Annotated in this window: 20 protein-coding genes and 1 other RNA gene; 18 read left to right on the top strand and 3 right to left on the bottom strand. The window is 28.6% G+C overall.

Annotation, left to right across the window (positions count from 1 at the left end; all coding sequences use genetic code 4):
* Window positions 1-66: 66 nt before the first annotated feature.
* Window positions 67-1,557, top strand: a complete 1,491-nt coding sequence (locus SCHIN_RS00605; protein ID WP_166507712.1) for a J domain-containing protein — start codon at window positions 67-69, stop codon at window positions 1,555-1,557.
* A gap of 27 nt (window positions 1,558-1,584) precedes the next feature.
* On the opposite strand, the gene SCHIN_RS00610 is transcribed toward SCHIN_RS00605, so the two are convergent.
* Entirely contained in the window at window positions 1,585-2,340 is a 756-nt protein-coding gene (locus SCHIN_RS00610; RefSeq protein ID WP_166507713.1) for a hypothetical protein, read from the bottom strand.
* A 120-nt stretch (window positions 2,341-2,460) separates the two neighbouring features.
* Window positions 2,461-3,216 carry a hypothetical protein gene (locus tag SCHIN_RS00615; protein ID WP_166507714.1) on the bottom strand — a complete coding sequence of 252 codons (756 nt, stop codon included), beginning with the start codon at window positions 3,214-3,216 and terminating at the stop codon, window positions 2,461-2,463.
* 231 nt (window positions 3,217-3,447) lie between these two features.
* On the opposite strand from SCHIN_RS00615, the gene SCHIN_RS00620 reads away from it, so the two are divergent.
* From SCHIN_RS00620 to trmB, 5 genes are all read left to right on the top strand, one after another.
* A complete protein-coding gene (locus SCHIN_RS00620) occupies window positions 3,448-4,857 on the top strand; it encodes a hypothetical protein (RefSeq protein ID WP_166507715.1) in 1,410 nt (469 codons plus the stop codon).
* Window positions 4,858-4,955: 98 nt separating this feature from the next.
* Window positions 4,956-5,372, top strand: a transfer-messenger RNA (tmRNA) gene (gene ssrA, locus SCHIN_RS00625).
* 45 nt (window positions 5,373-5,417) lie between these two features.
* Complete coding sequence (locus tag SCHIN_RS00630; RefSeq protein WP_166507716.1) at window positions 5,418-7,364, top strand: EAL domain-containing protein; 1,947 nt, start codon at window positions 5,418-5,420, stop codon at window positions 7,362-7,364.
* A gap of 12 nt (window positions 7,365-7,376) precedes the next feature.
* Window positions 7,377-8,831 (top strand): magnesium transporter, encoded by a 1,455-nt coding sequence (mgtE, locus tag SCHIN_RS00635; RefSeq protein WP_166507717.1) that lies wholly within the window; start codon window positions 7,377-7,379, stop codon window positions 8,829-8,831.
* 16 nt (window positions 8,832-8,847) lie between these two features.
* Entirely contained in the window at window positions 8,848-9,504 is a 657-nt protein-coding gene (gene trmB, locus SCHIN_RS00640) for a tRNA (guanosine(46)-N7)-methyltransferase TrmB (protein WP_166507718.1), read from the top strand.
* Here the strand turns inward: trmB and SCHIN_RS00645 are convergent.
* Window positions 9,501-10,073 carry a hypothetical protein gene (locus SCHIN_RS00645; RefSeq protein WP_166507719.1) on the bottom strand — a complete coding sequence of 191 codons (573 nt, stop codon included), beginning with the start codon at window positions 10,071-10,073 and terminating at the stop codon, window positions 9,501-9,503. The two genes, trmB and SCHIN_RS00645, sit on opposite strands and share 4 nt — an antisense overlap.
* A 363-nt stretch (window positions 10,074-10,436) precedes the next feature.
* On the opposite strand from SCHIN_RS00645, the gene SCHIN_RS00650 reads away from it, so the two are divergent.
* From SCHIN_RS00650 to SCHIN_RS00705, 12 genes are all read left to right on the top strand, one after another.
* Complete coding sequence (locus SCHIN_RS00650) at window positions 10,437-11,777, top strand: BMP family ABC transporter substrate-binding protein (protein ID WP_166507720.1); 1,341 nt, start codon at window positions 10,437-10,439, stop codon at window positions 11,775-11,777.
* Between the two features lie 91 nt (window positions 11,778-11,868).
* Entirely contained in the window at window positions 11,869-13,395 is a 1,527-nt protein-coding gene (locus SCHIN_RS00655) for an ABC transporter ATP-binding protein (protein ID WP_243745724.1), read from the top strand.
* Complete coding sequence (locus tag SCHIN_RS00660) at window positions 13,395-15,575, top strand: ABC transporter permease (RefSeq protein WP_166507721.1); 2,181 nt, start codon at window positions 13,395-13,397, stop codon at window positions 15,573-15,575. Before SCHIN_RS00655 ends, SCHIN_RS00660 begins: the two co-directional genes overlap by 1 nt.
* Window positions 15,562-16,485 (top strand): ABC transporter permease, encoded by a 924-nt coding sequence (locus SCHIN_RS00665; protein WP_166507722.1) that lies wholly within the window; start codon window positions 15,562-15,564, stop codon window positions 16,483-16,485. Before SCHIN_RS00660 ends, SCHIN_RS00665 begins: the two co-directional genes overlap by 14 nt.
* A gap of 75 nt (window positions 16,486-16,560) precedes the next feature.
* Complete coding sequence (locus tag SCHIN_RS00670; protein WP_166507723.1) at window positions 16,561-16,953, top strand: hypothetical protein; 393 nt, start codon at window positions 16,561-16,563, stop codon at window positions 16,951-16,953.
* 74 nt (window positions 16,954-17,027) lie between these two features.
* Window positions 17,028-17,408, top strand: a complete 381-nt coding sequence (locus SCHIN_RS00675; protein ID WP_166507724.1) for a hypothetical protein — start codon at window positions 17,028-17,030, stop codon at window positions 17,406-17,408.
* Window positions 17,409-17,515: 107 nt separating this feature from the next.
* The gene (locus SCHIN_RS00680) at window positions 17,516-17,878 is read left to right on the top strand and encodes a hypothetical protein (RefSeq protein WP_166507725.1); all 363 of its coding nucleotides are present in this window, start codon (window positions 17,516-17,518) and stop codon (window positions 17,876-17,878) included.
* Window positions 17,879-18,031: 153 nt separating this feature from the next.
* Window positions 18,032-18,748 carry a purine-nucleoside phosphorylase gene (deoD, locus tag SCHIN_RS00685; RefSeq protein ID WP_166507726.1) on the top strand — a complete coding sequence of 239 codons (717 nt, stop codon included), beginning with the start codon at window positions 18,032-18,034 and terminating at the stop codon, window positions 18,746-18,748.
* Between the two features lie 33 nt (window positions 18,749-18,781).
* A complete protein-coding gene (tsaD, locus tag SCHIN_RS00690) occupies window positions 18,782-19,741 on the top strand; it encodes a tRNA (adenosine(37)-N6)-threonylcarbamoyltransferase complex transferase subunit TsaD (protein ID WP_166507727.1) in 960 nt (319 codons plus the stop codon).
* A 16-nt stretch (window positions 19,742-19,757) separates the two neighbouring features.
* Window positions 19,758-20,543 carry a MurR/RpiR family transcriptional regulator gene (locus SCHIN_RS00695; RefSeq protein WP_166507728.1) on the top strand — a complete coding sequence of 262 codons (786 nt, stop codon included), beginning with the start codon at window positions 19,758-19,760 and terminating at the stop codon, window positions 20,541-20,543.
* 7 nt (window positions 20,544-20,550) lie between these two features.
* Window positions 20,551-21,459, top strand: a complete 909-nt coding sequence (locus SCHIN_RS00700; protein ID WP_166507729.1) for a type I phosphomannose isomerase catalytic subunit — start codon at window positions 20,551-20,553, stop codon at window positions 21,457-21,459.
* Between the two features lie 128 nt (window positions 21,460-21,587).
* Window positions 21,588-22,667 (top strand): alpha/beta hydrolase, encoded by a 1,080-nt coding sequence (locus tag SCHIN_RS00705; RefSeq protein WP_166507730.1) that lies wholly within the window; start codon window positions 21,588-21,590, stop codon window positions 22,665-22,667.
* Window positions 22,668-22,676: the final 9 nt, after the last annotated feature.

Genomic DNA, 22,676 nt, shown 5'->3' on the forward strand with positions numbered 1-22,676 from the left:
GTTTTAACGAATTTACTTTATATAATTGATATATAATAATTTAAGACTGTTAAAAAGAGGGAAGTTATGAGTAAAAAAATTTTTATTACCCAAATTGTTACACTTGTTGTTTGAGTGGCTTTTGCATTTGTTCCCATTGGTTATTTGAGGTTTATCATAAGTGACGATTCTTTGGATGATGCAATATATGATACCTTTAATGATGATGGAGAATATAGAAAAATTTATATGCTTGTTATATTGTTGGTTTACTTTTTTTGGGGATTTAGATTTTTTCTTTGATTGCCAGAATTGAAAAGGTTGAAGTATTTTGTTGCAGGTGATTCCAAAGATGATTTAGTCCAATTGATCCAGAGACTATACTTGGCAATCTCGGGTTGTATGTGTATTGGGGGAATTTTTTCAATCATAAATTATGTGATTCTTTCTAAAACTAGTTATTATAACGGCAATATCTATGATGGAATAGGCGATTACGTTAAAGATTATAAAGTAGAATTTTTGAGTTTATATTGACTGGCAGTGGTTGTACCAGTGTTAGCCTCTATTGCTTCAATAATTATTTTGTTGATAAGTATTTTTTTATTTAAAAAATATGTACTTATAAAAGGTGTTAGAACTAAAAGCAACACTAGAAATCAAAATTATAAAAAAGTGGAAGACCATTTCTTTATCTATGAGTATGATACCGCACAAGATAATTTGTATATTGAATACACATTGAGTGAGATAAACAAGACCTTTAAAAAAGAAGAATGAACAAGTTTTCAAAATATCGATGTTTTAAAAGAATTTATGAGAAGAAGAACATTTACCTTTACAAGAGATAATAGATTCTTTAACGTTGAAGTATTTCCTATTTTTGTAAAACCCGAAGACTTTATAGATATATTTAAGTTCAATAATGTTCATGAAAAATTAAAAAAATTAGCGACTATAAATTATACAAAATTTGCTTTAAATTTTGCATCCTATTTAGAGTCTGCGCTTACTGATTATTATATGGAAACAAAACAATTTCTACTTGAAGATCATAATTTTTATATGATGGTTTATGCAATTTCTAATGATTTTTTTCAGAATTATTGTAATGAAATAAATGATTACTTAAAAAAGACAGAGGATATTGATTCTAACTATGAAATGAGAAAAATACTTAATTTCACCAATAGGTCCCATTTTGTTAAAAAATTTATAACTGACATACAAGCTGTTTTTTACAGTTTTTATGAGCATTATAAAAACCCATATAAACAAAGTGAAAGTTACCATAATCAATATTCTTATAGTGAAGAAGAATTTGAAGAAACTTACGAAGAAGAATATGAAAAAAATCAAACAAATAGTAATTTAGATTATGAAGTTATTATGGCTCTTAACTTTCTCTCTCTAAAAGAAGATTGTAGTTATGAAGAATTTAAAAAAGCATTTAGGTTCATGGCAAAAAAATTACATCCTGATGTTAACAAAGATAGTTTCAATGCAGAAAAAGACATGCGTAAGCTAAATATATACAGAGATGTTTTAGAAGGGTATTTTAAAAATAAAAAAAATTAAATAAAAAAATCCTCAAAGAGGATTTTTTTATGCGTTTTGTTCTAATTCTAAGAATATATCTCTTTTAAAGTACAGTTGACCATATTTTGGACATCTGAATTTAAGTAATAAGATGTTGTTTGCAACAGCACCTAAACTTGTCACTCCTCAAAAACCGATTAAACCACAAAATATAAGAGAAACATATACTCCCAGTCCAACTTTTTCTGCAGCTACCCCAGGATATGGGAAACCTACATTAGTTGATCTTTCAACTCCTTTTGCAAAAACAAAAGTTATTCAAAAGACATAAACTAAGACTATAACCGCATTTGGAATTCCTGCTAAAAGAATTTCTTTTAGACTATAGATGTAATTTAAGTGAAAGTAACTTAAATAACCTAAAATTGAAAATGGAACCAAAATGTGTATAGTTACAAATCTAAATCAAGCAACATCTGTTGTGATTGGAGGACCAATTTTCATGATAACACCAGTTACTCCAACTACAAAAGTTATCATTGCAAAAGAGCAAAATGATAAATCTAAATATTTAAAATAAACTGAAGTTTTTCTTGTAATGGTTAGATATAATTTTGTAACAAAATAAATTACAGCAAATATTGCAAATCAAACTGATAAATAAGTAACGTCTTCGAAAATTCTTGACTCAATACTTACAGCACCTTTTGGTTCTCCCATTACTCCCATTGTTGTTGAGATGTATGAAAGAGTGTATGCTAAAAATATCATAAAGAGCATTGTTGAACAAAAAATTATATCGACAATTTTATTTCTATTCATTTTTTCTTAATACCTTTCTTTGCTTATTATATACCAACTTATATATGGAAGATGTAAGGGAAAAGAACTTTGATAAAATAAAAAACATTTTAACCTTTAATTTTAAGGTTAAAATGTTTTTTAATCTGCAAGTGCTTCATCAATAAAAATATCTCTTTTAAAGTACAGTTGACCATAAATCGGTCCTCTAAATTTAGTTAATATTGCATTATTTACAAGTGCAGATAAACTTGTAACAATTCCATATCCAAATACAGCACTGATGCAAAGTGTTACATAAATTTGAACCCCTACAACTTGAGGTGCTACAGCTTCATAAGGGAATGGAACATTTGTTGTTCTCAATACACTATCTGAAAAAGTAAATGAAATTCAAATAACATAAGTTAAAACTATTAAAGCATTTGGAATACCTGCCAATATTATTTCTTTTACACTGTAAATATAATTTAATTGGTAATAACTTAAGTAAATTAAAAAACCAATTGGTGTTATATAGTGAATTACAGAAAATCTATATCACATTACATCTGATGTAAAAGGTGGTGCTATATCCATAAATACTCCAATGGTTGCAATAATCATTGTAATTAATGCAAAAGCACATAAAGATAGGTCAAAATATTTAAAATAAACAGGTTTATTTCTTGTAGCTGTTAAGTAGATCTTAACAGTGGAATAAACAACTGCAAACACTACATACCAATCTGATAAGTATGTAACATCTTGAAATAATTTATACTCAATACTTACTTGAGTGTTTTCTTCTCCCATGATTCCCATGGTACAAGAGATATAAGATAAAGTAAAGGCACTAGCTATAAAGAAAAGTATTGCCGAACAAAATGCTATATCTATTGATTTTTGTCTTTTCATTCTATCACTCCATTTTTTAATTATATATTATAGATGTAGTAAAGTTGTTTTAAGATAAAACTTATAATATACAACACATATGTGTATTTTTTTTGTATAATATTATTAAACCAATTAGGGCTATTTTAAAAATCTAAAAAAATGTTTTTATAGGGTAAGAAAAACATTTTTTTATATAGCAATTACAAATCATATAAATTACAAATCTATTAAAAAGAAAAGGTGTAAGGTATGAAGAGGTTAATTGCAGCATTTTTAATTTGAATAATTTTAATGACAACAGCTATAGTATTTATAGCTATTTTGGGTTTTGGTTCTTATCGTTTTGAATCTTCAAACTCTTTAAAGTTACTAAAAAATCATGTGCAGAGAATAGTTAATGAAAATAATAACTATCAGGATGCACAAAGTGCAGCCTCTATAGTAAATGAAAACATATTATTAATAAAAGAAGAAAACATTTTTGTTGAGCAAGAAGAACCAAAAAGTGTAGACCAAGTTTTATTTGTAATTGCAAAAGCAAAAGACGAAGTAATTGAAGTAACTTATAGACCTTCAAAACTAGTGCTTAATAAAACCGCACAATTTGTATGATGTGAAGAAAATAGTTTTGAACAAACTCTCTCTTTAAAAGAAAATGAAAACATTAATATGAGTGACCAATTTGTTTTGGTAAATGATTCAATTGAAGTTGAAATCCAAACCCAAAACAAAGAACAAGATTTTTCAAATCTGAATATAAGTGATGATTCTTTAATTGAAATTTCCGTTTCAAAAAACATATTAATTATTAAGGGTTTGAAAGTTGGCGAAACAAATGTAACAGTTAATCCCGAAACTTCAAATAGTTTTAGTTTCAAGGTGACGGTGTTTGAAGAAGAAAAAGAACCTGAAGTTTTACCAATAGACAATATTGATTTATTGGTTGATGAAGTTAAAGAAATTAATATAAAGGTTATAAATATAGAAAATCCTGTTTTTAAATTAGAAAATCAAAATAAAGATATAACAAGTGCTGAGTTAAATAATAACAAAATTAAATTGGTTGGTTTAAAAGAGGGAAAATCATTAATAACAATACAATTAAGTAATTACAATCAAGTATCTTTCGAGGTTTTTGTTTCTGATTTACCTTCACTACCTTTTGTTGAAGATCAAAATGTCTTTGTTAATCAAAGTGTAAGAATTTCAATTGCTGATTGAGGGGTAAATAATACTGATTTAACTTTTGAATCTGAAGATACTTCACTATTCACCTTATCTTCAACATCAACTTATATAAACATAACAGGAATTAAATTTGGAAATAGTAGTTTAAAGATTTCAACAAAAGGTATGAAAAGCACAAGTTTCAGAGTAGATGTTTGAAGAGTTCCTTTAATAGATAAAGTAGAATCACAAGAAATTTTAGTGGGAGAAACAAAATCTATTGTAGTAATGATAGCAAATCCTTACCCACAAGCAACTTTTACAGTGAGTTCTTTAGATATTTATATTGCTGAAGTAAAAGTGACTTTTAATAATTTGTTAAGAGTAGAGTTTGATTTAATTGGAATATATCCAGGTATTGTGCACGTTCATATAGATTATCCGGGTGCTTCAAGAGTAGTTTTTATTGTAAATGTAATTGAAAACACATAATATATGCCATTATTATGTGTTTTTTGTTGCTTAAAAATTTAGTTTAGAGAATAAAACTTATTGTATTACAATAGGTTTTTGTTTTATAATAAGTGTATGGGGGTGTCCTGGTTTCGACAGGATACATCTAACCCATGACTGCAGTGGTTTGGTAGACCATAATACTTCTAGGTTTGATAAAATGCAAACAAAAACAAAAACGAATTTGAAATGCCAGCATTCATGATCAATAATGCATCAGCTGGAGTTGCTTTAGCAGCTTAATTAAACCCTTTTAGAGTTTAATAGCAATTCAACGTTAATTGGTGTTTTTGTACTTCATCAATTAATCGTATTACCTAGTACAATAGACTTTGTGATTTTAGCAATAAGCAGGGTCGAATCAATATTGCTAACGCTATGAATTAAATCTAGTCTCTTCTGTTGGTTTATAGTGTAAGTTAGAAGAAACTAAACTGTAGATGTCATGGTTCGGAGTATTTTGGACGCGGGTTCGATTCCCGCCATCTCCACCATTTTTTTTGTCTTATTGACTTATGAGAAAGGTAAGTGAGTTCTAAATGAATTTTATATCAGCGCTTATCGCATGTCTTTCTTATACTGCAATTACAGCTTTTGTTTATACAGTAACATATGGCCTATCAAGACACTTATTTATTAAAATAAAAATATACTATGAAATAGTTTTAGGAATTGGACTTGGTTTTATTTCAGTCTTTGGAACTATTGTTTTGTCATTGGCTATGGGTGATGACAAAAACTATTTACTAACTATTTTATTACCTATATTTTTGTTTTGAACAGCTTTACTGTTTATTTCACCATTTGCAACTATTGGGGTATTGGCTTGTAATATGATAGCTTTATTCTTGTTTCCATATCTTTTCCCACTATACTTTGGAAAAATTGAATCAACAGAAACAGCTATGTTTGTTGCTTGAGGATATTCAATATGTATAATTCTTTATTTAATAGGTATTTTTTGAAAAAAAATTGATAATTGAACATCTTGGTCTTTAATTACAATTTCTCTTTTGGTTTCAGGATTAATTCTTATGATGCCAAAAATTAAATCAGAAGAATCTGCAAATTTTTTAATGACACTAATGATTTGATTGGGTACAGGTTATTTAACCTATGCTTATTTATCAATTATTAATCAAATTTACAATCACGCACTACAACTTCAAAATGTTGTTGTATATGACCACCAATATTTCTTGAACCAAGCAAATGCTCATGAAGAAATATTAAAAACTATTCAAAGTAAAAAAATTAGACATGGATTCTATTTGACTTATTTTATTTCAAATTATGATTTATTTGAAAAGAAAGTAAGTAACTTAATTCGTGAGCACGTTACAACTTCAATAGCTCAAGAGTCTTATGAAAAAATTAAAGAAAACTTTGAAGGGGCTGTATTTTTCAAACCTAACTATAAAACTTTTGGAGTATTTATCCCTGCCAATAACTTTAAAGAAGTTAGTGACAGTGAAAGTACAAAAAATATATTTATTAAAATTGAAAAAATAGTTTCAAGTATTAGTTCAACTTTTAAAGTTGATAAATATAAAGTAAGTGTAAAAATTAAAGCTGCACTTTCAATTTACGGATTAAATTCAAACAGTTTAGATACATTGTTTGAATTTAATAGATCAATTCAAAACAAACAAGCTTCAGAACTTATAAGTACAGTAACTCTTGTAGATCCTATTGAATATTTAAATGAAAGAAATAGAACTAAAAAAATTCTTACTTTAAATGAAGTTGTTTCTTTAAACCACTCTTCACCAATCTTTGAACCAATTTATGATTTAAAACAAAGAGATTTTGGTTACCAATATATAAATCACATGGTAGAAGGAATTGAAATAGATTCAAACTTATTTAAAGAACAAAAAAATTTGATAAGTGAGTTTGGACTAACAACAATCTTTACTCGTTTCTTAGCATTGAGTGGGATTAAATCAATTTATAGAAACAAAATAAATGATGCTTATTCATTTATTGGTTATGATATAAGTTATTTATCAAAAAAAGATTTTGATATTCACGAGTTCTTATCAAAATTAAAATCTTATAAAATTAATTTAAGTAAATTAATTTTAACTTTTGACATTACAATTGAAGTTGATGATAGAGAAAGATTAGAAAAAAATATTCAATCCCTAAAAGAAAAAGGAATCAAAACTGCAATTCAAGAGTTTGGTTCAGAAAAAGCAGACTACAGTTTAATACCAATTTATAAACCAGAATATATTTTTATTGAAGGAAATGTTATTAAAAAAGTAAATTTAATTGAAGAAAATGCACAAATAGTTTCAAATGCAATTAAGATAGCTAAAAAAATAGATGCACAAGTTGTTGCAACTAAAGTAGATACATATATAATCTTTAAAGCATTGAAAGAAATGGGAATAGAATTATTTATGGGTCACTTAATTGGTTCGGGAGTTGAACCAAAATTAGAAGCACCAGCTGAACTTGGTTTCCTATTAAATAAATAGAAAGGAATTTTTATGAGCCCACAAGTATCAATAGAAGAACTTAGTGAAAAAATTAAAACCTTATTATCTGAAAACAAGGTTTCAGAACTAAGGGAATTGGCAGAAGAATATTATCCTGCCGATATGGCAGAAGCTCTGTCAGAATTTGAAGACAAAGATATCATTAAAGCTTTAAGATTCTTTTTAACAGAAGATAGTGCTGAAATTTTCACTTTCTTTGATAATGAAATTCAAGAAGAAATAATTAAAAATTATTCTTCTGAACAAGTGAAAGAATTATTTGAAGAAATCTTTACAGATGACATCGTAGATATTTTAGAAGAAATGCCAAGTAACATTGTAAAAAAAGTTTTAAGAGCATCTTCGTCAGAATCAAGATTACAAATTAATAAAATATTAAAGTATGAAGAATCAACAGCTGGAAGTATCATGTCTGTTGAATATACAAAAATTAGAATTAATTGAACAGTTGGACAAGCGATTGAATTAATAAAAAAAGAAAGAGAAGAAACTGAAGAAGTAAGTCACTTCTTTGTAGTGGATGAAAGAAATAACTTGCTTGGAATTGTCGACTTAAAAAATTTATTCTTCTCAAAACCAGATACTCCAATAGAATCAATTATGGATGATAGATTTATTTTCTCTTATACAAAAGCTGATCAAGAAGAAGTAGCTGAACAATTTAAAAAATATGATATTACAATATTGCCAATTTTAAATAGTCAAAATAAATTAGTAGGTATTATTACTGTTGATGACGTAATTGATGTTATTGAAGAAGAGGCAACAGAAGATATTCATAAACTTGCAGGGATTAGTCCAACTGAAGATGCCTATTTTAAAACAAGTGTTTGAAAAATGGTTAGATCTAGAAGTGTGTGGTTATTATTCTTAATGATATCTGCAACACTTTCACAAGTTGTTATTTCAGCTTTCATAAAAATTTATGGTGTTCATGATGGTGAAGTAACTGAAGGGGGACAAATAACAAACATAACAACTATTGTAACTGTATTGTTAACCCCTCTGCTAACAGTTATTTCTGGAACAGCTGGTAATGCTGGAAGTCAAGCATCCACTATGGTTGTTCGTGCCCTATCTTTAAGAGAAGTTGAAACGAAAGACTTTGCTCGAGTAATGTGAAAAGAATTTAGAGTAGCTGCAATTACAGGAGTAATTCTTGTAACAGTAAACTTCTTAAGGATGATAATAATTTATGCAGTTCAATTTAAAGGTAATATAAATCAAAAAGAACTTTGATATACAATAGCTACACTTTCTATTGCTATGTATTTAACTTTAATTGTTTCAAAATTAATTGGTGGTTTACTTCCGATTTTAGCAAAAAAAGTAAGATTAGATCCAGCAGTAATGGCAGCGCCATTACTTACAACTTTGGTAGATGCTCTTTCAACAGCAATATTCTTCTCAGTGGGGTTAATCTTCTTTAGTCAATTTATTTTTTAGAAGGAAAAATTAAAATATGAGATTAAGAAATAAAAATTGAACCAAAGATTATATTGAAGAAAATAGTCAATATATGATTAATACAAATGAAAAAATAAATCCTGAAAAATGTTTTGAAAATAAAGGTAAATACTTTTTAGAAATTGGTTGTGGTAAAGGACAATTCAGTATTCAAAATGCTTTAAAGTATAGTCAAAATAATTATATTGCAATGGAAAAAGAGACAACAGTAATTGGTGTTGCTCTTAAAAAAGCTATTAATACTTTTGAAGGTGAATTTAAAAATTTAAAATTTTTAAATAAGTTTGCAGAAAACTTGTTAGATATTTTTGAACCAAAATCTTTTGACACAATATTTTTAAATTTTTCAGATCCTTGACCTAAATCTAAACATTATAAAAAAAGATTGACTTACATTTCTTTTCTAGAAATTTACCATCAACTTTTAAAAGATGATGGATATATAGAAATCAAAACAGACAATGATAAGTTATATGAATTTAGTTTAGAAGAAATTGAAAAGTCTAAGTTTGAATTAATTATGAACACAAATGATTTGTACAGTTCAGAAAAGTTATTAGAAAATAATATACCAACAGAGTACGAACAAAAGTTTCACTCTATGGGTAAAAACATAAATAAAATTATATTAAAAAAAGTAGTGAACGATTAAACCTCTGGGTTTTGTTCACTACTTTTTTCTTTAACTTTTTTACTATTTTCTAAATAGAAAGTTTTATATTCTTCTTTAAATTGTTCGTGTTGATTTAAAAGATACGAAGTTATTGCAAAGAAGGTATATAAGAATATTGTGTTTATTAAATAAACACAAATATATACTCATCAATATTTTTGAGCAACTTGAGAAAAAGTTAAATCTTTGAAAATACTATTTGCACTTGTCAGTTGTATAAAGAAAGTAATTATGGTTAACAAGTTTATGAAGATATGTATGTATCTTGAAAACTTAACACTTATAGAGTTTATTTCTCCTGATTCATCTTTTTCAACTACTATATCAAGAAAGACACTAGTAGAGGTTTTTGACATGTTAACAACACAAGCAATTAAGTATATTAATGTAAAGTCTAGAACCAACTGACTAGATCAAATTATTTTGCCTTCCTTATTTAAAGGTAAGGCAAAAACAATTATAAGAGCTATTAAGATAATTGCAAATATAACCGAACCCATTCAAAGCATAGGTTTTTTTAAAGTTGGTTTTACTGTATTAAAATTCAAATTTATCACCTATAAGTAATTATATCTTTATAGTTGCTTAAAGGTGATAAAACTTAGTCATTTTGTGAAAAAAGTTTTTCATAAAGTTTCAATATTCTGTTGTAATTTGAGTGAATTGAAATATAATTAAGTTGTATTTAAATAGAAGTAAGTTCATATAAGTTGACATAACGGGTCAGCGTCTCTACACCAGACCTATCTGGTTGCTATGAAACAAGGAGGAATTTGGATAATTAAAAAGCAATTTTAATTTTCTGATTTCTCTTTTTTTTATAAAATAGCTTTAATTGTTGAGCTTGCTATTTATCTACACTAAGAATGATACGTTTAAAAAGAAAGTTTAATACGGAGGAAAAATAATATATGAAAAAATTATTATCTGGCCTAATGGCTGTAGCAATAGTTGGATCAAGTGCTGCAAGTGTTGTTGCTTGTGGTAAAGGATTAGACACTAGTAAAATTACAGGAGAAAAAATTTGATTAGTAACAGATACTGGTAAAGTTGACGATAAATCATTTAACCAATCAGGGTTTGATGGCGGAAATTACTTTATCAATAACATTCACAACCCAAACGGAACTGATAAAACAATTGGTAAAACTGAACCAGATGACCTAAGTGATTTACAAGCAGCATATGAAAATGCTAAATTTGATGGTGCTGGAACATTAATCTTACCAGGATTCCACCATGCACTTGAAGGTGAAAACAAAGCTGCTAGAGTAATGAATGGTGGAACTACAATTCTACTTGACGGTGATGACGGCGGACAAGCAAACCAAATTGGTATTATGTTTAGAGGGGATGTTTCAGGGTTCTACGCTGGATTATCTTCATTAATCCAATTATCAAACGATGCAACTTGAACTAAAAAAGAAGTTGTTATGTCAACATTCGGTGGAGTACATAATGCAGGAGCTGTTGATAACTTTATGGTTGGATATTTAGCTTCAATAGAAGTATTTAACAAAATTGTTGGTGATGAAAAATTAAAAGAACAATTTAATGTTGGAGAAAACGTTACAAGTGCTAAAAGAGTAAGCACACAAGAAAACGGACCAGCAACTGATCAAGAATCAACATGATTCTCAGGTTCATTTGCAGCAGGAGATGGTAAAACTTTATCAGAATCTCATATAAATGCAGGAGCATCAATTATTATGCCAGTTGCAGGACCACAAACTAAAGATACATTAGATGCTATTGGAGATAGAAAAGATGTATTTGTTGTTGGTGTTGATACAGACCAAGTAACTTCATACGGTACTGAAAAATTCTTAACATCTGCTGAAAAACCTTTAGTTGATGCAACAGTAATCTCATTAGGACACTCAAAACTTTATAATGGAAAAGAAGGAGTACAAGATAAAACTCTTGCATATGCAAAAGATAAAGGTGCTTCATTCTCTACAGCGGGAACTGATGGAAAATTCTCAAGTTACGACATGGAAGCTAAAAAAGGTGAAACATGAGAAGGAAAAACACTATGAATGGGTGGAAAAGCCTCAAATGGTGGAAAAAATAAAGTTACTGCAGAAACTTACAACAAAGTTTCAGAAATAATAACTCAAGCAATGTTAGAAGAAACATCAATAGATTTATTTGCAAAAATTGCTACTGACGCTTCAGCTAAAAACATTTTATCAAATGCAACAGTTAAAGCTTATGCAGACAAAATTATTGCAGATTTAAATAAAGAATAATTTTATAAAATCAAATACTTTTGCAAGACAAAAGAAAAATGCGAAGTGATATTTTTATAAAATATCACTTTTTATATAAGGAGAAAAAACAGTGAACGACAATATTATTGAAATGAAAGATATTTTAATGATTTTTAACAAAAAAATCGTTGCAAATGATAATGTCAATTTTTCTGTAAAAAAAGGAGAAATACATGCCTTGATGGGTGAAAACGGAGCTGGAAAATCTACTTTGATGTCAATTTTGTTTGGTATTTATAACCCAACAAAAGGGACAATAAAAATTAGAGGTAAAGAAGAAGTTGTCACTAGTCCAATTAAAGCAAACAAGCTAGGAATAGGTATGGTTCATCAACACTTTAAAATGGTGGACATCTTCCCGTTATGAAGAAATATTTCCCTAGGTTCAGAAGAAACAATATCAAAAACAGTAATTAATTCAAAAAAAATTAAAGCTGATATTACTGAAATAATGGAAAAATATAATCTTAGTGTAGATTTAGACATAAAAGCAGAAAATGCTTCGGTTGGTATGAAACAAAGAGCTGAAATCTTAAAAGTTTTATACCAAGGAAATGAAATTCTTGTGTTTGATGAACCCACAGCGGTTCTAACTCCTCAAGAAATTGATGGTTTTTTAGAAGTTTTATTGGAACTTCAAAAAAATGGTAAAACTATAATACTAATTACTCACAAAATGAATGAAATCAAGAAAGTTGCAAACTCAGCAACTGTATTGAGACTTGGAAAGTCAATTGGAACTTATGATGTTAAAACATCTTCAATTGAAGAACTTTCAGAAGCTATGGTGGGAAGAAAACTTGTTGAAATTAAAAATGAACACAGTGATCCTAAGGGAGATAATTTCTTAGAATTAAAAAATATATATGCTAACAAACAAGGATTTAAGAAGATAAATGCTTTGGATAATGTTAGTTTAGGTGTAAAAAAAGGTGAAATTGTTGCAATTGCTGGAGTTGAAGGTAATGGACAATTAGAACTTGCAAACATAATTTCTGGTATGTCTTCTCCAAATAGTGGTGAAGTTATTATCGATGGAAAAGACATTACAAAAGCAAATGTTTCACAAAGATTTGTGAAATATAAAATGTCACATATTCCAGAAGATAGACATAAACATGGTCTAGCTTTAGATTGAAACTTAATAAATAATGGAGCATTTGAAGATATTGCAACTCCAAAATTCTCAAGAAAAGGTATTTTGAGAAGAGGGAAAATGCAACAATATGCTCAAGATATTATTGACAAATATGATGTACGTAATGCTGACTTTGGTTTTGCTATTGCAAGACAACTGTCAGGAGGAAACCAACAAAAAATGATAGTTGGTAGAGAATTTACAAGAGAAGCTGATTTCCACTTGATTTTCCAACCTACTAGAGGGTTAGATGTTGGTTCAATTGAGTTTATTCACTCTCAAATTCTAAGATTAAAAAGTGAAGGAAAAGCTATATTGTTAATTTCTTATGAATTATCAGAAATTATGCAATTGGCTGACAGAATTATTGTTATAAATGCTGGCCATATTATTGGAGAAATACCTGGAAATAAAGCAGAAAGAAATCAAATCGGTAGAATGATGATGGGGGAAAAATAATGAACTTTAAATTAAAAAACTGAGTAAGACATATGAAAGTTAAAGCTCAATTAAAATCTCCAGAAATTAAAAAAACTGCTTCTTATTTCAAAACTAGTGTTATTTCAATATTAATTGGAACAGTATTGACAATGATCTTAATTTCTTTCCTTGGAGTTAATCCGATAGATTTCTTCCAAAGAACGTTTAATGTTGTATTTACAAGAGAAATTAACCTACAAAGAACATTCTCTTGATTTGCGGTTTATGCATTATTTGCTTTAGGACTTGCAATTGGATTTAAAGTAGGTTTATTCAATATGTCAGGTTCTGGACAAGCAATTCTTTCAATGGGTGTAACTGGATTGATGTTAGTTAATGTGTTTGGAAATGTTCAAGGACAAATAAACAGAGGGAACCCAGGGTTTATAATTGTTATTTTAATAGTTATGGTTCTGGTTTCAATGTTGCTTTCTTCAATTACTGGAATACTTAAAGTGTTCTTCAATATCCATGAAGTTGCAACTTCAATTCTATTGAACTGAACAGTATGATACATAATGAAATGAGCATTTGCTCTTAAAGGTTTCAACTCATCAACTCCTAGAATTCCTTTGGATTGAATTGCGGTTGGTGGAATTAGTTGGTTAATTCCAGTTATTCTTACAGTAATTGTATTTATTGTGGCTTGATTTGTTTTAACATTTACAACTTTAGGATATAAATTTAAACTTGTAGGTGTTCAAAAAGATGCTGCATCATACATTGGTGTAAACTACAAAAAATATATAATCAGTGCAACAGCAATACAAGGATTTTGTATTGGACTTGGTTCATTTGTATATTGGAGTGCAATTAGAGGAGGGTATGCATTAGGAAATGATGTAATACCAACAATTGGATTTGATGCAATTGCTATAAGTTTAATTGCATTTAACAATATATTTGGAATCTTACCAATATCATTCCTATGAGCTTTATTATCAGTTGGAATGCCAGTTGCTGTAACTGGTTATAGTGAACTGGGAAGAGAAATATCACCATTGATCTTTGGTTTCATTGTTTACTCTTCAACATTCTCTTCACTATTCCTAAGATTTGTACCAATTAAATGGTCAAAAATTTGAATCCATTTATTCTACAATAAACCTTTACAATTAAAGGTTAAAGAATTGAAGGGTGAAATTTCAGGAATTAGAAAAGAAATTAAAAACATTAAAGCAAATAATTTTGAAGGTTTCAAAGAACTTGAAGTGTTGTTTACTAAATATCAAGAAGATAAAGAAAATCAAGAACTAAAAAAACAATTCTTAGAATTAAAACAAGAAAATATTGTAGTTCTTAAAAGAAGAATTAGTGTGATAAAAGACGAAATCGTTTATCAACAAACTAAAGAATGTGAAAAATTCTACAACAGAGGGTTCTTATCAATTAAGAAAACTTATAACCAAAAAGCTTTAAGAAGAACTTGAGATTTATTAAATCCAGCTGTAGCTGAACTTAACGTGATTCAAGAAGAAAAAATTCAAATTGATGCTGATTTTAAAAAATATAAAAAAGCAAAATTTGATGCTCTTAAAGACTTTAAAAAAGAACAACATAGAAATTATGTTGAAAAATGTAGAAGACTAAAAAGCGATTATAAAATCGAAGTTTATACATTGGCTTTAGAACTAAAAGAAATCAAAAAAAATCAACAAGATGAAGCTGCTATGGAAAAAATAAGATTACAAATCTTAAGTTTAAAAGAAAACTTAGCAACAAATCTAGAACAAGCAAAAATTTCATATAATGATTCATTGGTTGTTAGCGAACAACAAATGAAAGAATTTGATAAAATTAATGCTGAAAATATGAAAATTAGAGAAGAAAAACTTGCAGCTCTTACAATTCAATTAGAAGAATGAAAAGAAAAAGATAAAAAAGTAAACGAAGTTTGATCAGAAATCGTTGCAAGGTTAAAAGAAAAAAACAAAGAGTTATTATTAGAAAAAAAAGAAAAATACAATGCTGCAAAAACTGAGTTCAAAGATTTCATGACAGAGCAAAAAACTACTTTGGTTGCAAAAGCCTCTGAAATGCAAGTTTCTCAAACTGAGAAGAAAGAACTTTCAATGCAGGTTAAAAAATATAAAACAGATTATAGAGTTATGGGGTATAACAAATTTATAGAATTAGGTGAAAAATATGGATGTAAGTAGTTTATTTCAATATACCGCTGAATTCTTTGTTATCATCTCTCTAGCAGCTTTAGCTGGAATGATAGCTGAAAGATCAGGGATTGTAAATATTGCCATTGAAGGATTTATGACTTTGGGTGCATTAGCATTTGCAATCATCGGTAACCTATCAAGAACCCCATCTAATAATGGTATGCAAGTGCTTATATTTGTCGCAATCTTCGGATTGGGTATGATATTTTCATTAATGCATTCATTTGTAGCTATAAGGTTAAAATGTGACCAAATTATTTCTGGTACTGCTATAAACTTATTTATGCAAGGATTTGCATTGTTTATAGTAACTTCAGGAGTAGTTGGTGGAGATAAAAACTTTATCGAAGCAAAATTCCTAAATATATCATTTGATAGCTCAAAAATATTTAGTGTATATCTTTTAATTACTATCATTATTACTGCAATATTAGGGTTCTATTTCACATTTACAAGAACAGGAAATAGACACATTGCAGCAGGAGAAAATCCAAATGCATTAGATGCAGTTGGTATTTCTGTTAACAAATATCGTTATTTAGCAACAGCATTTTCTGGAGGGGTAGCTGCAATTGCAGGAGCATTCTTTGTAATTGTTATTAAAGCTTCAACTTTCTATGGAAGTGTTGATGGATTTGGGTTTATAGGACTTGCATTGATGATTATTGGTCAATGAAGAGTTAAATTCATCCCGCTATTCTCACTATTCTTTGCATTTATCTTTGCATTCGTAAGAATTGCAGGAGCAAGTGCTGGAATGCCAGACTTTATTTCAAAACATAACGTTTTATTAAAAGCCTTACCATTTATACTTTCACTTGTTGCCATGGTTGCGATTTCTAAATGATCAAGACCACCAGCAGCTTCTGGAAAACATTTTGATAAGTCAAAACGTTAATAAACCTAACACCACTTTAAGTGGTGTTTTTATTTTATAAATAGGTTAAAATTAAATTAGAAAAGAGGGAAGGAAATGAAAAGAAAGGGAAAATTAACTTTCACAATTGCAGCTGCCATTAGTATTTTGCTAGGAATAACAGCATTAACTTATATGAGTGTAAGATTAACAGAAGTTTCAGATTTGATTGAAAAATCTGCCTTAGCAAGATTTGCAGTTGTAATTGGTATATTTTTTTCAGTAATTGGATTATGTGTTTCTGCTTTGATTACTTGATTTGGTTTTTCAAAAAAAGCAGGATTAAATAAAGTAGGTTCAATTATGGCAATTGTTTTTGGATCACTTGGATTATTTAGTTTTGTAATCACAAGAGCTGAAGTTTATGCATTAACAATGGGTCTAATTCAAGGATTCAATAGTATTGCTTTGCTTACTGGTGGAATTATCTATATTTCTTCAAAAGAATAAAAAAAACCACTATTTTTGCTAATATTCACACTTTTAATATACAATATTATTAGATATTTGGAGGATATTAAAGTATGAAAAAAACTGGTAGACTTATGTACGCAATTTCAAGTGCCGTTTCATTAGCATTTACCCTAATAGTTGTTATTTTATTAGTTACAGCAGTAGGTGCTGCTGGAAGTGGGTTAGAAGCTGAAGATAAAACTGCAGTTGCAGCCGCGACAACTGTTATTGTTGTATTGATAGCTTTATTGAGTATTCCTACTATTTTAGCAGTAGTATTTGGATTTAAATCAAACGAAAAACTACAATTTGCTGGAGCAATAATTGCAATTATTGTAGGTGGTTTATCATTATTTGCACCATTTTTCTTAGAATCAACAGGATTTGGTTCTCTTGTATTAGGTATATTAATGATCGTTGGTGGTGGTTTATACCTTGGGGGTAAAAACTAGTTGCTGTCTTTAAAAACTTAACCTTAAGGTTAAGTTTTTATTTTGTTCTGTTGAGGTTTTTTTTATCCCTGTTAAAGGGTATAATTAACTTAATTGGAGGAATTTTTATGAGAAATGCAGGAAGAATTGCATATGTAGCAGCTGGAATTATTCAGTTAGCATTTGTGGTAGTTACAGTAGTGATGCTGTTTACTTCTTCATGAGGGGATAGTTTAAATGGTTTTGCAGATAAAGCAAAATCTATTATTATGATTATATTATTTTCACTACCAACATTAATATCTGTGGTACTAGGACTTAAAAACAAAAAAGAACAATTCTTTTGAGGAGCATGAATTGCTATTGCTATTGGAGTACTTTCATTAGCTGGTGGGTGATTTGTTGCAGGACCTGTAGCATTTTATGTATCTGCAGCAATTGCAGTAACACAAATTTGTGGTGGAATTATCTATTTAGTTGCAAAAAAATAAGCAATATGTATAACCCTTTATTTATGGGGTTATTTTTTTGTCAAAAATAGAAAAAAAATTCCAAAGTTTGGAAAAACCACCATTTTTTGGTTAAATTCATTGTGGAATTTTTTTTAAATGATACAATTTAAATATACAAAGGAGATATAAAGTATGACACCACATATTGAGGCAAAAAAAGAAGATATTGCAAAAGTAGTACTTATGCCAGGAGACCCGCTAAGAGCTAAGAAAATTGCAGAAACATATTTAGAGGATGTTAAACTTGTAAATGAAGTAAGAAACATGTTTATGTATACTGGAACTTACAAAGGCAAAAAAATAACTATTGCTGGTAGTGGAATGGGATGTCCAAGTATTGGAATCTATTCTTACGAACTATTCAAATTCTATGATGTTGATAGCATTATTAGAATTGGAAGTGCAGGAAGTTATAAAGAAGGTATAAATGTTTACGACGTATATAACGTACAAGAATGTTTTGGTGAAAGTGATTTTGCAAAATTGGCAGCAAATATCGATAAAAGAGTAATTCCTGCAAGTAAAGAATTATTTGATTTAATCGAAGAAACTGCAAAAGAAAAAAACATAACAACACATAAAGGAATAGCTCATTCATCTGATGTTTTCTACAGACACGAAAGTCATGATTCATTAGCTTTTGCAGCAAAAAATAACTTAGATGTTGTTGAAATGGAATCATTTGCTTTATTTGCAAATGCCATTGCAACCAATAAACAAGCAGCTTGTTTATTGACAATTTCTGACAGCTTCATTACAAAAGAAGTTACAAGTGCAGAAGAAAGACAAAACAAGTTCATGACAATGGTAGAACTTGCTTTGGAAACAGGCTTAAAAGTAGCAGGATAATCTGTTATTTTTTTATGGAAGGAAAATGCTTTTATGACAATTTTAGCAATTGAATCTAGTTGTGATGAGTTTAGTGTGGCTATTATGGTTGACGGACAAATAAAAGCAAATATAATTTCTTCTCAAATAGAAGATCACACAATTTATGGTGGTGTAATTCCTGAACTTGCCTCAAGATTACACGTGAAAAACTTTGGTTGAGTATTAAGTGCTGCAATTCAAGAAAGTCAAATTACTTTTGAACAAATTGATTGCATAGCATATACTGCAAACCCAGGACTAATTGGTAGTTTAATCGTTGGGAAATTAGTCGCTGAAACTTTGGCTTTGTATTTAAATGTCCCTTTGATGCCCTTGAACCATATTCAAGGGCATATCTATGGAGCAAATATTGAAGAAAAATTTGAATACCCACTACTTGCGTTAGTGGTTAGTGGAGGACACACACAAATTCAATATTTAGAAAAACCCTTAGATTTTAAAATTATTGGTACCACACAAGATGATGCAATTGGGGAATGCTATGATAAAGTAGCTAGAAGTCTGGGATTGGGATATCCAGGCGGACCTAAAATTGACAAATTTGCACAAAACGGTGATGAAAATAAATATGCGTTACCTTTTCCAAAAAACGATTCAAGTTATGATTTTTCATACTCTGGATTAAAAACTGCTAGCTTAAATTTAATTAATAAATTAAAACAAAATGGAGAAGAAATAAATATATCAGATTTTTGTGCAAGTTTTCAAAAAACTGCTGTGGATACAGTTATATCTAAATTAGAAAGAGCTATAAAAGAGTTCAAACCAAAATCAATTACTGTGGCTGGAGGAGTTTCAGCCAATAATTTGATAAGAAAAAAGTTGAATGAACTTGGTTCAATGTATAATATAGACAGAATTGTTATACCAAATATCAAATACTGTACAGACAACGCTGCAATGATGGCAGAACTTTGCAACGAATACTTAAAGATCAAACAAAATGGCTAAAAAAGGGGAGAATAACATGAGATCATTTTTAAGTAAATTAACAACAATTGATGAAAAAGATTTAACAACAAAAGAGAAAAAGATAGTTGAGTATATTAAGGGACATTTAAAAGAAATTGTAGACACAAATATGAAAATCGAAAGAATGGCACAAGAAGCTGGAACAGGTTATAGTGCAATTTACGGACTTTTAAAGAAATTAAACATTAAAGGATTTAGAGATTTTGCAATTTCATTGGCAAACGATGCAGAAAATCAAGAAATCAATGTAGCAAAAGATGATGAAAATGTAGTTTCAGCATACATTAACTTGATTAAACAAAACTATGCATTAATTGAAAAAAGATCAATTTTTGAATCTTTAACTTTATTAAAACAAGCTAAAGGAAATAGAATTTTCTTTTGCTACTGAGAGAACTTACTTTCAGGACCTGCAAGTGAATTGTCAAACTTCTTTTACAAAGAAGGATTCAATGCTCACTTACTAGATAGTGACCAAGAAACATTAAAAGATAGAATTAACACATCTTCAGAAAATGATGTATTTGTATTTTTCACAAGATATGGGAATTCAAAACGCTTAGATAGTTTTATTGAAAACATTGGAGAATCAAACAGAAAAATAATTTATATTTCTGGTAAGGTTCCTTCAAGTGATGTATTAAAATACTTATCTTCAATTCATACTTTAATTGTAGATAACCCAGACCAAACAATGTACAAAGGACACATTTCATATTCAGTGCCTTTTAACTACTTTAATGATTTATTAATGTACCACTTCTTAAACATGGAGGAATAAAAATATAATGAGTAATGAGAATAATATTTATAAATTAAAACCTTTCTTTTCAGAAAGAATTTGAGGAGGAGACAAACTAAAAGAGTTTGGATTTAACATCCCTTCAAACAATATTGGAGAAGCTTGAGTAATTTCAGCCCACGATAACGGAATGGGTTACTTGAACTACAATGGAAAAGAAATTAGTTTAAAAGAATTTTATAAAAACAAGGATGTTTTCAAAGATGATAAAGATGAGTTTCCGTTATTAGTAAAAATAATAACTGCAAACGATTATTTATCAGTTCAAGTTCACCCAGATGATATTTATGCAAAACAAAAACATAATTCATTTGGAAAACCAGAAAGTTGATATGTATTAGATTGTCCAAAAGATGCAAAACTAATATATGGACACAAAGCAAAAACCGTTGAAGAGATAAAAAATGCAATTGATAATAAAGAAATTTTAGATATTTTAGAAGAAGTTGAAGTAAATAAGGGAGACTTCTTATATGTAGAACCTGGAAAAATTCATGCAATTACACCTGGAGTTACTGTTTATGAATTGCAAAGATCTAGTGATATAACTTATAGATTATTTGACTACAACAGAGTTGACGATAAAGGTCAAGAAAGAGAATTGCATATTGAAGATAGTTTGGCAAACATAAAGGTTCCAGACTCTGAACCTTCAATCATTAGAAATGCAAGTGGTTTAATTTTTGAATCAAAATACTTCTCATTATTCTTGCACACAGTTGAAACACCATTTAATTTAAATATTGAAGTTCCTTGAATGCAGTTAACTGTAATTGAAGGACAAGGAAAAATTAATGGAGTAGATTTCGTTTCTGGTGAGTCTGCAATTTACATTAATGAAAGTATGCCAGAAATTTCTGGAGACATTAAAGTGATTATTTCTTGAATAAAATAAAACAACCTTATATAAATCTTTAGATTTATCAGGTTGTTTTTTTTAATCATAAATATTACATTTTTAGTGTTTAAAGTCATTACTTTTATTTATAATAATAAGTAAGTTTAAATAGAAGGGTAAAAGTTATGAGAAAACACCACAAAAAACCCAAACGTACATTGATAAATACGGTTAAAAAGAATTTCAGAAGACTTTATTCAAATCTTGAAAAGCCTTTCAGACCAAGAAATATGAGAAAGAAAAATGTTGAAAAATCACTTAAATCTTACTTAACTACAAATAATATTTGTAAAAAATATTATAAAAGACCACAATTAATGATTAATGATATGGAAAATTTAGAAAGAGTTACATTTCACACAACTGATGGCATAGAACTTGTAGCAAATCTATATACTCCAAATAAAGAAAGTAATAAATGGGTAATTGCTTGTCACTGATTTGCAGGACATAAAAATTGAGCAATTCACCATGCAAAAATATTTACAGAAATGGGATACAATGTAATGGCTTTTGACTTTAGAGGTCATGGAGAATCACAAGAAGATTCTACAACTATGGGAGCAAAAGAACATTTAGATTTAATGGGTGCATTAGATTGATTAAAGAAAAATAGAACTATTGATGAACTTGCTTTAATGGGGACAAGTATGGGAGCGTTCACAGTAAATTACTGTTCTTTAAAATATGCAAAAATATTTAAAGAAGCAAATCTGAAATTTGTAGTTTCAGATTGTACATATGGTAGTTTATTTAGATTACTAATACATGTTAGAGATATTTACTTACGTTTCATACCAAGAAAAAGAGCTAAAAAAATGGTTAATAAAATTATTGCCAAACACAAGAAAGCAGAGCTTGATGTAGATTTTGGAGATGCAAGTATTTTTAGACTGTTAGAAACAGGATATAAACCTGAGTTTCCAACTTTATTCTTACACAGTAAAGATGACAAAGTAACACCTCCATCAGATAGTTATGAATTAATGTTAAAAAGAAAAGCTTATGTTGAAGATGATTATTTAATTTATAACTACTCAACTCACGCTTTAACTATTAAATTCCACTTTAAAACATTTAATTATAAAGTGGGACAATTTATTGCAAAACAAGATGGAACACAAGAGATGTTTGAAAATGTTGTTAGCGAATGAAAATTACTAGAATATGATAAATTAGATGATTTATCAATAAAATTACAATAAAAAAAAGAG

Origin of the sequence: Spiroplasma chinense, from assembly GCF_008086545.1 — a bacterium.
In the GTDB taxonomy this organism is placed as follows: domain Bacteria; phylum Bacillota_I; class Bacilli_A; order Mycoplasmatales; family Mycoplasmataceae; genus Spiroplasma_A; species Spiroplasma_A chinense.